The 12962-nt window shown below is 44.4% G+C and carries 12 protein-coding genes and 1 CRISPR repeat array; of the genes, 7 read left to right on the top strand and 5 right to left on the bottom strand.

Annotated features, from left to right (window positions below):
• Nucleotides 1-419: 419 nt before the first annotated feature.
• Nucleotides 420-644, top strand: a complete 225-nt coding sequence (locus ACLGGO_RS04550) for an AbrB/MazE/SpoVT family DNA-binding domain-containing protein (protein ID WP_446334951.1) — start codon at nt 420-422, stop codon at nt 642-644.
• Between the two features lie 75 nt (nt 645-719).
• Nucleotides 720-1116: a CRISPR direct-repeat array (repeat unit 38 nt; unit sequence TGTTTCAATCCCTGATAGGGATTCAGTAAGGTTTTGAC).
• A 328-nt stretch (nt 1117-1444) separates the two neighbouring features.
• Here the strand turns inward: ACLGGO_RS04550 and dtd are convergent.
• Nucleotides 1445-1891 carry a D-aminoacyl-tRNA deacylase gene (gene dtd, locus ACLGGO_RS04545; RefSeq protein WP_446418426.1) on the bottom strand — a complete coding sequence of 149 codons (447 nt, stop codon included), beginning with the start codon at nt 1889-1891 and terminating at the stop codon, nt 1445-1447.
• A 235-nt stretch (nt 1892-2126) separates the two neighbouring features.
• On the opposite strand from dtd, the gene ACLGGO_RS04540 reads away from it, so the two are divergent.
• The 5 genes from ACLGGO_RS04540 (at nt 2127) to hypE (ending at nt 8210) form a co-directional block, all read left to right on the top strand.
• Entirely contained in the window at nt 2127-2705 is a 579-nt protein-coding gene (locus ACLGGO_RS04540; protein ID WP_446418425.1) for a Uma2 family endonuclease, read from the top strand.
• A gap of 161 nt (nt 2706-2866) precedes the next feature.
• Nucleotides 2867-5434, top strand: a complete 2568-nt coding sequence (gene hypF, locus ACLGGO_RS04535; protein WP_446418424.1) for a carbamoyltransferase HypF — start codon at nt 2867-2869, stop codon at nt 5432-5434.
• 68 nt (nt 5435-5502) lie between these two features.
• Complete coding sequence (locus ACLGGO_RS04530) at nt 5503-5748, top strand: HypC/HybG/HupF family hydrogenase formation chaperone (RefSeq protein WP_446365873.1); 246 nt, start codon at nt 5503-5505, stop codon at nt 5746-5748.
• Nucleotides 5749-5883: 135 nt separating this feature from the next.
• Nucleotides 5884-7026: a hydrogenase formation protein HypD gene (gene hypD, locus ACLGGO_RS04525; RefSeq protein ID WP_446418423.1), complete on the top strand. Its 1143-nt coding sequence runs from the start codon at nt 5884-5886 to the stop codon at nt 7024-7026.
• Between the two features lie 95 nt (nt 7027-7121).
• Nucleotides 7122-8210 carry a hydrogenase expression/formation protein HypE gene (gene hypE / locus ACLGGO_RS04520; protein WP_446334958.1) on the top strand — a complete coding sequence of 363 codons (1089 nt, stop codon included), beginning with the start codon at nt 7122-7124 and terminating at the stop codon, nt 8208-8210.
• Between the two features lie 83 nt (nt 8211-8293).
• Here the strand turns inward: hypE and ACLGGO_RS04515 are convergent, their stop codons facing one another.
• Nucleotides 8294-8911: a hypothetical protein gene (locus ACLGGO_RS04515; protein WP_446418422.1), complete on the bottom strand. Its 618-nt coding sequence runs from the start codon at nt 8909-8911 to the stop codon at nt 8294-8296.
• Between the two features lie 540 nt (nt 8912-9451).
• Complete coding sequence (gene ispG / locus ACLGGO_RS04510) at nt 9452-10669, bottom strand: (E)-4-hydroxy-3-methylbut-2-enyl-diphosphate synthase (protein ID WP_446334961.1); 1218 nt, start codon at nt 10667-10669, stop codon at nt 9452-9454.
• 363 nt (nt 10670-11032) lie between these two features.
• Between ispG and ACLGGO_RS04505 the strand changes: the two genes are divergently transcribed.
• Nucleotides 11033-11467, top strand: a complete 435-nt coding sequence (locus ACLGGO_RS04505; protein ID WP_446336922.1) for an SRPBCC family protein — start codon at nt 11033-11035, stop codon at nt 11465-11467.
• Nucleotides 11468-11712: 245 nt separating this feature from the next.
• Here the strand turns inward: ACLGGO_RS04505 and ACLGGO_RS04500 are convergent, their stop codons facing one another.
• Together ACLGGO_RS04500 and ACLGGO_RS04495 are read right to left on the bottom strand one after the other, a co-directional pair.
• Nucleotides 11713-11916 (bottom strand): hypothetical protein, encoded by a 204-nt coding sequence (locus tag ACLGGO_RS04500; RefSeq protein ID WP_446336923.1) that lies wholly within the window; start codon nt 11914-11916, stop codon nt 11713-11715.
• Between the two features lie 192 nt (nt 11917-12108).
• Complete coding sequence (locus tag ACLGGO_RS04495) at nt 12109-12957, bottom strand: ABC transporter permease (RefSeq protein WP_446418421.1); 849 nt, start codon at nt 12955-12957, stop codon at nt 12109-12111.
• Between the last annotated feature and the right edge of the window lie 5 nt (nt 12958-12962).

The raw sequence follows: 12962 nt of genomic DNA, 5'->3' as shown, positions 1-12962 counted from the left end.
CCACTAACTGAACTAAACCCGCCCCGACTTGACCCTTCGCTTACGGAAACCGGAACCTTGTGTCTAAGGTTGGGTTTAGGGGCGGGTTTAATTGCATCTGAGTGAGAGAAAAAAGGATAGTAGTGAAACCCGCCCCTACAGAATGTATAACGAATGAAAAATGACAAATGACAATCACCGACTCAAGATAACAAGCTGCTGCTGTTATACCAAATCCGCCTTGATCACCCCCTTTTTCCACGGCGATTGAAATCGCTGCTACACAAACAAAGTCCGCCTGCGCGGACTAGGTTATAACGGGGGTAGCTAACTCGGATTTGGTATTAGAGCGCATCGCACTGGACTCCATTCGTTTTTGGCTTGCTTGTCTGGTAATTGGCGTGATTACAATAGTAATAACGTCAGTAGAGAATTAAATCATGGAAATAAAACTACGGAAAGTGGGCAACTCCATTGGCACCACGTTTCCTAAGGAAATCTTGGACAAATTTAATTTAAGGGAAGGGGATACACTAACCCTGGTGGTGATGGAGGATGGCATTAAGTTGATGGCTTATGATCCTGAGTTCGAGCAGGTGATGACGGCTTACCAGCAGGGGGCATCGCAGTACCGCAATGCCATGCGAGAGTTAGCAGATGGCTGAACCGATTTGGATTACCCCTGCGATGGTGCAGGTGATTCATGATGACCAAGTTGCAACCCATGGTGGGGTATAAGCTGTTTCAATCCCTGATAGGGATTCAGTAAGGTTTTGACCTCACTGTCTAATGACATGGGAATTCCCATAGCTGTTTCAATCCCTGATAGGGATTCAGTAAGGTTTTGACCAATTAATTTAGTAGAGGTCAAAAATGCTCGGTGTTTCAATCCCTGATAGGGATTCAGTAAGGTTTTGACTTTGTGACAATGACTACATCGTTTTTCTTGATCTTGTTTCAATCCCTGATAGGGATTCAGTAAGGTTTTGACAGCCGAATTGACCTGTAAAATCGCCATCTGAATAGGTTTCAATCCCTGATAGGGATTCAGTAAGGTTTTGACTGTTGGAGATTACTTTGGACGTAAATAATGACGTTTTGTTTCAATCCCTGATAGGGATTCAGTAAGGTTTTGACTGCCAACCTCTGAAACGCTTGATATATATAGTTTTCAAGGTTCAATTCCGAGAGACTCCACTTAATATAGCATTTCAGACTTTGATAGACAATAGACACCTTTTTCCAAAACAGCCAGAATCCAGCACCAGTAAGCATTTCAAAAATTCCGAGAGAGTCGTTTTTTAAGTCATGTCCTCAAACCCAAGACTCGCGGGGGATACAGCCGGAAATTTACCTTGTTCTGAAAAAACACCTACCCCTTCTCGGATTTGAGTTGTTTTTCCAGGGGGTGAGAACTGTGTAGTCACAGTATATACCAAAGACAGTAGTCTCGTGTTTCCATGATCTACCGATCCAGCAGCAATGTCACGGGTCCATCATTTTCAATGGAGACTTGCATCATCGCCCCAAATACCCCAGTTTCTACTCGTAACCCACTCTGGCGCAACGTTTCCACAAACTGCTGATAAAGCTTCTCCGCCTGTTCTGGATTCGCCGATCGCGAGAAAGAAGGGCGACGTCCTTTACGACAGTCCCCATACAGGGTAAACTGACTCACCACCAATAATTCGCCGCCAATCTCCTGAACCGACTTTTCCCAGCGATCGCTACCGCTATCGGTTCCGGGAAATAAACGCAAATCCAAGCATTTTCGCGCCATCCAATCCAATTCGGCTTCAGTATCGCTATCCGCAATCCCCACTAGCAAATTTAGCCCTCGATTAATTTTGCCAACGACTTCACCGTTAACTGTTACTTGAGAAGATTTAACTCGCTGGATAATAACGCGCATTTAAGGTGATTAGAAATTAGGGAATAGATCAGTTATTTGAGCTATTCTAACTCATTCTAGTTAACTCATACACGTTACGTTTAGTCGTCCGCAATAGACACCGCTGTTGTCTATTGCGGACTGCTGATTGGTAAAATAAGTTATAAAACAGACGCATTTACGCCTTGACTAGGAATTCGGAATTCAATTGCCATAAGCTTATAATAAAATTAAGCTCAAAGCTGATATCCAACCTATGACTGTAACCCCCCTTCCACTTACCAATCTTCGCCTGATTACTACGGCTGATTACCATCGAATGGCAGAGGTCGGTATTTTAGCAGCAGATGAACAGGTTGAACTCATCGCCGGACAAATAATTCAGAAAATGCCCAAAGGTCCTGCCCATAGCGCACTTTGTAAACGCCTTGAAAAATGTTTGGAAAAGCTTCTGGGGGATCAAGTCTTAGTACGACTGCAAGATCCGATTCAACTCAATACCTACTCAGAACCAGAACCTGACATTGCCGTTGTCCATCCCAATGCTAACTTTTATGCAGACGATCATCCTAAGCCAGAGGAGGTTTACCTGATTGTCGAAATTGCTGATACCACAATCAATCGAGATTTAGGGACTAAAGCCAATCTCTACGCGGCAGGGGGTATTGTTGACTATTGGGTTTTTAATGTGACAACACAGCAACTCCACGTTTTTAGAGATCCTCAAGTAGATGGTTACCAACTTCAGTTAATTCTAAAAGGGCAACAGTCTATTGATATTCTCGCTTTTCCTAATTGTACGATTACGGTGAACGAGTGTTTTAGAATACGATGAATTCGCGATTTTTAAAGTCTTGATTTCTCTATAATTTAGGCTAAGATTCCCTTACTACAAACCCAATTAAAACCACGGCTGACTTGGCAAGCTGAAATTGATACATTAACCTTGTAGGGGGCACCATCCTTGCGCTCATAAACGTTAGGGGAGCAAAGTTAATGGCAATAAATAATTATCCATCCCCAATCAGCCAGGAAGAAATTCGTGTACGGGGTACAGTACAAGGGGTGGGATTTCGCCCAACTGTGTACCGTTTGGCAAAGGCGTGTAATCTAGTAGGAGAAGTCTGTAATGATGGTCAAGGCGTCTTAATTTACGTATCAGGAACAACAGACGCGATCGCAGATTTTGTGCAACGCTTACAGCTAGAGTGCCCACCCCTTGCCCGAATTGAATCGATTAGCCGTACTCCCGATCAAGGCGATCGCGTTTTCTGTGACTTTACCATTGCCAAAAGTGTCAATAGTACCGTCCAAACTCAAATTCCCCCTGACGCCGCCACCTGTCCCCAATGTCAAGCTGAAACCCTGGATTCGCGATCGCGTTGGTATGGTTATCCGTTTACCAATTGTACCCATTGTGGTCCGCGTCTTTCGATTATTCGCTCGATTCCCTATGACCGTAAGCATACCAGCATGGCTGAGTTTGGGATGTGTCCCGATTGCGCCAGGGAATATCTTGATATCGAAAATCGCCGCTTTCACGCCCAACCCATTGCTTGTCCCATTTGTGGCCCAAGGGTATGGTTAGAAGGGGCGAATGGTGAAAAGATTGATACATCTAACCCCATCGATACCGTTTGTACCCTATTGCAACAGGGAAAAATTGTGGCGATTAAAGGATTAGGGGGGATTCATTTAGCCTGTGACGCCACTAATGAAACCACTGTCCAAAACTTGCGATCGCGTAAGCAACGTTATCATAAACCTTTTGCTTTGATGGCGCGAGATTTAGAGGTTATTGAACAATATTGTACTCTAAATGCTAAAGAACGGGAATTATTACAAAGTCCCGCCGCCCCTATTGTTTTAATCGATGTTATCTCTAATCGCGACAATTGTAGAGACGTTGCATGCAACGTCTCTACACCCAAAATCGCCGCTTCAGTCGCACCGGGACAAACAACTCTGGGATTCATGTTACCTTATACTCCCCTCCATCATTTGATTTTGCAACGGCTGGATTATCCGATTATTTTAACCAGTGGTAATCTCTCCGATGAACCGCAATGTATCGATAATCAAGACGCCCGTTTAAAGTTAGGCAAAATTGCCGATTATTTTCTCCTGCATAACCGCGATATTGTTAATCGGGTTGATGATTCCGTTGTGCGAGTTATATCCGGATTCGCCGGGAAATTCGCCGGGAAATTCGTAGGGGAATTCGTAGGGGAGAAGCATTCGCGCCCCGATCTATCGGTGTCATGGCAAAGTGACAACGCGAATGCTTCGCCCAGCCCCACATCAAACGTCAAAATTCAAACCCTACGCCGCGCCCGTGGATATGCACCCCAACCCATTCCTTTACCCCCAGGATTTGAAAATTGTCCGCCGATTCTGGCGATGGGGAGTGAACTGAAAAATACGTTCTGTTTATTGCGAGATGGAAAAGCGATTTTATCTCAACATTTAGGAGACTTAGAAAATGCGGCAGCATTTAACGCTTACCAGAATACCCTAAATCTCTACCTAAACCTATTTGAACATAAACCCAGCGCGATCGCGACAGACAAACATCCCGAATACCTCTCTACCAAACTCGGACAAGAACTCGCTACCGCCAATCATCTCACCTTACATCCTATCCAACACCATCATGCCCATATTGCTGCTTGTATGGCAGAAAATAGTATCCCACTCAATACTTCCCCTGTATTAGGAATTGCTTTAGATGGATTAGGCTATGGTGAAGATGGCACACTTTGGGGTGGAGAATTCCTATACGCCGATTATCGCAAATTCCAACGATTAGGCAGATTTAAACCCATCGCCATGATTGGCGGAGAACAGGCAATTTATCAACCCTGGCGCAATACCTACGCCCACTTAATGGCAGCATTGAACTGGGAAACGTTACAACAGGAGTATGGGGATTTAGACTTAATCCAATTTCTGGATCAAAAACCCCGTCCCCTTCTCAATCAGCTAATGGAAAAAGGGATTAACGCACCCCTCGCCTCATCCACCGGACGATTATTTGATGCAGTGGCGGCGGCGTTGGGCATTTGTCGGGCAGAATGTAGCTATGAAGGGCAAGCCGCGATTGAAATGGAAGCCTTAGTTACCCAGGATAGCTTAAATTATGTTAAAGAATTGGCGGTGTATCCCTTCGAGATTGGCAACCTAGATAAGGGAACTCCGTTTGAACTAGAACCTCGTCCTCTCTGGCTTGCATTACTGGAAGATTTAAAGCAAAATGTGCCAAAGTCTCTCATTGCCGCAAAATTTCACCAAGGATTAGCCGATGCGATCGCGAATATGGTTCAGCAGTTAAGTCCTGATTTAATCAGCAATCACGTTATCCTCACCGGGGGTGTATTTCAAAACCGGATTTTATTGACACAAGTCAGTGAAAATTTAGAGAAGATGGGTATGAAAGTATTGACTCAAAGCGTCGTTCCACCCAATGATGGAGGACTATCTTTAGGACAAGCGGTAATTGCAGCAGCACAATCATCTGTTGGGGCAGATTTAGATGGATGTCAAGGTAGCTTTAACTATAAGTAAATGTGGGTTTATACCTCGGCTTACCCAGGACAAAATACACCGAACAACGAATAAAGGACAATAGGAAAATGTGTTTAGGCATTCCCGGTCAAATTACTGAAATAACCAACAGAGAACACCAATTAGCCATGGTCAATATTGGCGGCGTCCAACGTCAGGTTAATATTGCTTGCATTATTGATGAAAATCATCCCATTGACTCCTGTGTTAACGATTGGGTATTAGTCCACGTCGGCTTTGCCATGAATCGCCTTGACGAACAAGAAGCCGCCGAAACCTTACAATTACTCCAAGAACTCGCCTTAGCCGAATAAATGTAGGGGCGGGTTTTACGGATAACCTCTCACAGAAAAGATCTAACTTGACTAAACCCGCCCCGACTACGTTATAAATCATAGCAAATGTAGACAAATGACCAATGACCAATGATAATTGACAAATAACTAACCATGAAATACGTTGACGAATTTCGCGATCCCCAAAAAGCCAAAGCCCTACTGCGAGAAATCCAGACTTTAACCACTCAATTAGGCAAAACTCCAACCCAACCGCTAAAAGTAATGGAAGTCTGTGGTGGTCATACCCATTCCATCTTTAAATATGGACTCGAAGAAATCTTACCCGACACCATTGAATTAATCCATGGTCCCGGCTGTCCCGTATGTGTAATGCCCAGGGGACGCCTAGATGACGCGATCGCGATCGCAGACTATCCTAACGTAATCCTCACCACCTTTGGCGACGCCATGCGGGTTCCCGGTTCCCAGAAAAGTCTACTCCAAGCCAAAGCAGCTGGGGCGGATATTCGCATGGTATATTCTCCCCTAGATAGCCTAAAAATCGCTAAAGAAAACCCGGATAAAGAAGTCGTTTTCTTCGGAATTGGCTTTGAAACCACCGCCCCTAGTACGGCTTTAACTATCCTGCAAGCCGATACTGAAGGGATCAAAAACTTCAGTATGTTCTGCAATCATGTTCTAGTCATTCCCGCCTTACAAGCCTTATTAGATAATCCAGATTTACAACTCGATGCCTTTATTGGTCCGGGTCATGTCAGCATGGTTATTGGTACAGAACCCTATCAATTTATTGCCCAACACTACCAAAAACCAATAGTTGTTTCTGGTTTTGAACCCTTAGATATTTTGCAATCCTTGTGGATGATCTTGCAGCAACTCATTCAAGGACGCTGCGAGGTAGAAAACCAATATGATCGGATCGTCCAACCCCAAGGAAATCGCGTCGCCTTAAACGCCATGAATACCGTCTTTGAAGTACGGCAAAAATTTGAATGGCGAGGACTCGGTGATATTCCCAGTTCTGGGTTTAAAATACGCCCAACATACGCCCAATTTGATGCAGAAGTAAAATTTACCGTTCCCAATCGCCAAGTCGCTGATCACAAAGCTTGCCAATGTGGAGAAATCCTCAAAGGTGTGATGAAACCTTGGCAATGTAAAGTTTTTGGTACAGCTTGCACACCCGAAAACCCGATTGGGACTTGTATGGTATCTTCAGAAGGGGCTTGTGCTGCGTATTACAAATATGGACGCCTATCCAAAGTCGCCAAAGCCGCAGCCGGCATCAATTAACCCCCTGTAGGGGCGACCCGCTTGCATCAATTAACAACACTATTCCACTCAATGGAATCGCGTCGCCCTTTACTCAATTGAATCGCGTCTAACGAATGACCAATAACCAAAATCCTCTCTTCCAAAAAATCGAACAAATCCGACGCCGCCCCAATAAAGTTAAAGATACCGCCATTACCCTGGCACATGGTAGTGGTGGTAAAGCCATGCGGGATTTAATTGATGATATTTTTGTCGGTAGTTTCGATAATCCCATCCTCTCTCAACTCGAAGATCAAGCCACAATCCCCCTAGCAAAACTAATTACTCAAGGAGATCGATTAGCCTTTACCACGGATTCTTATGTCGTCGATCCCCTATTCTTTCCTGGTAGTAATATCGGTGAATTAGCCATTAATGGTACCGTCAACGATTTAGCGGTTAGTGGGGCAAAACCCCTGTATCTAACCTGTAGCATGATTATGGAAGAAGGGCTACCCGTCGAAACATTACGGCAAGTCGTTTTAAGTATGAAAACAGCCGCAGATGCTGCTGGGGTGCAAGTGGTAACAGGCGATACCAAAGTTGTCCATCGCGGATCTGCCGATAAACTCTTTATCAATACAGCCGGAATTGGTGTTATTAGAGAAGGTGTTTCTATCTCCGCCCATCATATTCAACCCGGTGATGCGGTGATTATTAATGGTCAATTGGGAGATCATGGTGCGGCTATTTTAATCGCCCGTGGGGAATTGGCATTATCAACAGAAATTAAAAGCGACTGTCAACCGTTAAATGGGTTAGTGGATGCAATTCTTGCGGTTTGTCCCCAAATTCATGCGATGCGGGATGCAACTCGCGGTGGTGTTGCTACAGTGTTAAATGAATTCGCCCAAAGTTCGGAAGTTGGCATTCGTTTGGATGAGGCGTCGATTCCGATTCGGGAAGAGGTAAGGGGGGTTTGTGAAATTTTGGGATTAGATCCGTTATATCTAGCCAATGAAGGGAAACTGGTAGTTATTGTACCGCGATCGCACGCCGAATCTGTAGTATCTGCAATGAAGTCTCACCCAGCCGGAGAGGATTCCTGTATTGTGGGTGAAGTGATTGACTCACCTACCGGAGTTGTATTACTGCAAACCGCTTTTGGTGCGGAACGTATCGTTGATATGCTAGTAGGTGATCAATTACCTAGGATTTGTTAATTATCCATTATTCTTGTTCCAGATGTAGCAGGCTACATCTGGAACAAAGTTGTACAAATTGCTAAGAAATAGGGTATAACTATTTACGATTGCTGATCCAACTGTAACTCACACTGTTGAAAAACATAATTAACGGCAGCAAATAACCGCTCCAAGTTCTGAATTGTATAAAACCTTTTATTTTGGGTAAAGTTATCAGAAATCAGTTGACCAAACTGCCATATTGCCCCATTGGAAACAATACCAAATATCCTTTGTTCTGGATCATTGTTAATTCTCTGCACCGCCACCATCTCTGCCAAGCATTGCCCCCATCCTTCAGTAAAGTCACTCTCCTTCTTTGCCTCAACGACTACGAAATAGGGCTTATCGAACACGACTGTACCCAGGGGAGAGCGCTTTGCCACGATATAATCAGGAGTCCCGGATAAATTTTCATCATAAGTTAGTGCTTGGTGACTCCAGAGCAAAAAATTACGGCGATAAGCTTTCCAAACTTCTTTTAATATTGGATAAATAATCGTCTCGCAAATAGCACTTTCTGAATTATCAAACACCCCCTCATTTAAAATTAGCTCTAATTCATTCCTAAAACTATCACTGACGTCAAATTCAAGCTCAGCAATGAAATTGTCCCGAACATACTTAATCTGAAAGGTTTTAGCGACTACGCCAATACTTTTATAATTGCTAAACGACATAGTTTACCTCTCTATCATGGGCGGGCGCAAGCCTTCATTGGTGTCAACTTAAGCGCTAAAAGCAGGGGGAGCGGGGGAGCGGGGGGAGCGGGGGGAGCTGGGGAAGCTGGGGGAGCTGGGGGAGCTGGGGGAGCAGGGGGAGCAGGGGGAGCAGGGGGGGGGGGGAGGGGGGGAGGGGGGGGGGGGCGGGCGGAAGCGGGGGGGGGAGGGGGAGCGGGGGGAGCAGGGGGAGCAGGGGAAGCAAGGGAAGTAAAATACTTTCGTTACCAAGTTCGATAAGGAAATACCTCGGTTGAGGCTATGCCTTCCTTGAATGGCTGTAAACCAGAATTGGTAAGGGTTATGGCTTAAGTTGACACGGGTGGCAAGGATGGTGCCCCTACAAAGTTATTGTAGGTTGGGTAGAGCGTAAGCGAAACCCAACAATTTAATCTGCTTGGGTTGGCTTACTCGTTGAAAAGGCTTTGTCAATATTATTATCATTTAGTCATGTCTAATTAATGTGATTTTAGGGGTACGATATATCGTACCCCGACCATCTTAGGGATCGACCCAACGATCATCCGCTTTAATTAAATTAATCAACTCCTCAACCCCCTTATCTTCCGGCACCTTCTTAATCTCCTCCCGTCCCCGATACAGGGAAATATAACCGGGTTGTTTACCCACATAGCCATAATCCGCATCTGCCATTTCCCCTGGACCATTGACAATACAACCCATCACAGCAATATCTAAACCCGTCAGGTGTTTCGTCGCTTCCCGAACTTCGTGCAGTACGTCTTCTAAATTAAACAATGTGCGACCACAGGAAGGACAGGCGACATATTCCACCATCGTCTTCCGCAGTCCCAAAGCCTGAAGAATGCTATAGCAAACCGGAATTTCTTTTTCTGGTGCTTCCGTCAGAGAAACGCGAATGGTATCACCAATTCCTTCGGCTAAGAGCGTACCAATACCCGCTGTAGACTTAATCCGTCCATATTCCCCATCGCCGGCTTCTGTGACACCCAGATGTAAGGGGTAATCCATCCCCAACTCATCCATGCGCCGTACCATTAACCGATACGCCGCCAGCATCACCGGCACACGGGAAGCTTTTAGGGAAATCACTAGATTGCGGAAGTCGAGGGATTCACAAATTTGGATAAATTCCAGCGCAGATTCCACCATCCCTTCTGGGGTATCGCCGTAGGTAAATAGCATCCGTTCCGCCAGGGAACCGTGATTCACGCCGATTCGCATGGCTTTCCCTTGATCTCGTAGGGAAACGACAAGGGGTTCTAAGGTTTCCTTAATCTTTGCGCCAATTTGTTCAAATTCAGCTTGAGTATACTCTGTGCGATCGCTCTTTGGTTTCTCGAACACATATAACCCTGGATTGATCCGCACTTTATCCACATGCTTGGCGACTTCTAGGGCGATTTTCATCCCGTTGTGGTGAACATCAGCCACCAAGGGAACCTCTTGGTACGTCTGAATCAGTTTCTCCTTGATTTGGGCGAGGGCTTTGGCGTGCGCCATACTGGGAACCGTGACTCGGACTATCTCACAGCCAATTTCATGGAGGCGGCGAATCCCAGCCACTGAACCCTCAAGATCTAACGTATCTTCATTAATCATCGACTGCACCACCACCGGATGTCCGCCACCAATCGTGACATTCCCGACTCGCACTGGGCGGGTTTGGCGACGGTGGATAACGGTATCTAATGCTGGGGGTTTGGGGGCAGTTTGAGGGGTTGGAAGTGTTTGCATAACCTATCGGGATAATTTCTGTAGTCAGACTATCTTTATTTTCTCTATTCTCTCAGAGTGCCACAGTTGGGGCGATTTTGGGTTAAGGCAACAGAAAGTGCGATCGCGCCTACCCTTGTTGGTTATACCATCTCTGTTTAGTTATGCAACGAATACATCCTACCCGATAAAAATAGGGATCTGTTATGCCAAGCCTGACATAACAGTTTCTAATAGGGTGTAGTACAGTAACCATGAAAGCGATATTCTACTCTTGGAAAGGGTGTATCACATCGAGTCTGAAACCCCTGTAATGGTACTACAGATGACCCAAGCGCCCCTTCTCTCCCTGCCTTTCTCCAATCAGCATAAGGACAAGAAATCATGAAGAGCTTTTCAATAAAAAAAAGCCTGTTTATTAGTGCACCGCCAATTTTACTATTTGATGCATTGACAAATCCAGAAAAAATAATCCAATATTATCCCCTGAAAGAGGTTATATCTGATTGGCAAGTGGGTAGTGATATTTTACTGAAAGGAAACAACAACGGTGAAGAATTTACTGATTATGGAACCATTGATATCTTAACACCTAATCAAAAATTTCAATATACATATTGGAGCGATAATCACGGGACAAATAGAACGCCAGAAAATCAGTTAACTATTTGTTATACTCTTGATGAAGTTGACAATGGAACAAATCTTCAACTGGAACATAAGAACTTAAATTCTGAAAAAATGTACTCTGAGATGCTTAATATTTGGGATTTATTACTATCTAGCTTAAAGAATTTTGTTGAAAAAGGTAAAGAATAAAACGGGTAATGGTAAATAATGAAAAAAAATATTGACACCCCTTAATTCAGTTGACAAATTTATGTATAGGTGCTTATCATCATTCACAATCATCCCTTCTTAGTGAATTTTCAATTCTAATCAACTCTAAGTTGCTGTGTGGTGGGTAAGAGCAACAAACTATACTCTTATTATAACTCTTGCCCACCCTACATAAAATTCGCTGATTGAGACTAGTGCAAGATGTGAGTTGAATGCAATTCCAACTACTCTGGAAAATCAGGGATCACCCACTTTGGTGGTTCCATCCGTTTCTTCCGTCGCGCCTCCTCAGCCATCTCATGCATTTTATCCAATGACGTCTCATTGATAAACGTTGAGGCTTTAGCCGCATATTCCTTATTGGGACATTTATCACCCAATACGCAACCATTGACGCAGGCTTCAGCACAGTTTATGGTAGCTTCCACTTCTCCCCTCCTTATTTCCAGCTTCGTCGGACAGTTTTAAACGCTATATCCTATTTCTCTATATTTACAAATTTTAATACATTTCGCCAATTCTGGGGAATACAGTCCTAATAGTTGACAAATAGCCTATATTTTTTTATGATTAATGGTTTACTATTTTCTAAGAAATCACGAATAACAAATGACAAATAACTATTGCAGCCGCTTCTTTTCCCCCTGATAGCGCAGCAACTCACCCACAAATGCAATTGCCCCAGAGGCGACAATTAAAATCACACTCAAGGCATTAATATCCGGTTTCACGCCAGTGCGGATGCGGCTAAAAATTTCCATCGGTAGAGTCGTAGAGCCGGTTCCAGCCGTAAAGCTAGCAATCAGAAAATCGTCCATACTCAGAACAAAGGAAATTAAACATCCCGCGATTATGGCAGGCATCAATTCTGGTAACAACACTTTAATAAACGCTTGAAATGGAGTCGCCCCTAAATCGAGTGCTGCTTCTTCCAAATACGGATCAAGACTAGAAATGCGCGAAGAGACAACAAAGGCAATGTATGCCAGACAGAATACCACATGTGCCGCCACAATCGTCCACAAGCTTAACGGCGTGCCAATCACCGCCAAAAACACCAGAGTTGCCACCGCGATCGCAATATCGGGAATAATCAACGGTAAGTAAGACACACCGCGATATAACCCCTTCCCCGTAAATTGATAACGGGCTAACCCCACTGACATCAATGTGCCAATCACGGCGGAAATGATCACAGCAACGAAAGCGACTGTCAAGCTATTTTGCAATGACTTCAGCACCCGCGTATCGCTAAATAACTTAATGTACCACTCCAGCGTAAATCCCTGCCAATTAGCGCTATAGGCTGATTCATTAAAGCTGTAAAATGTCAAGACCAAAATTGGCAGATACATATAAAAAAACATCAGCAAAGAAAAGATCCCTTGCCAAGAAAAGCTCGGCTTGAGTTTAGATGATTGCATCTCGACGGGAAGATCCTCCTGCTGATGGCTTACTGAGTCTGTCATCAATT

Source organism: Coleofasciculus sp. (genome assembly GCF_046565525.1).
Classification (GTDB): Bacteria; Cyanobacteriota; Cyanobacteriia; order Cyanobacteriales; family Coleofasciculaceae; genus Coleofasciculus.
The sequence above is the reverse complement of the archived record's forward strand: the minus strand, read 5'-3'. Positions and strand labels throughout refer to the sequence as shown.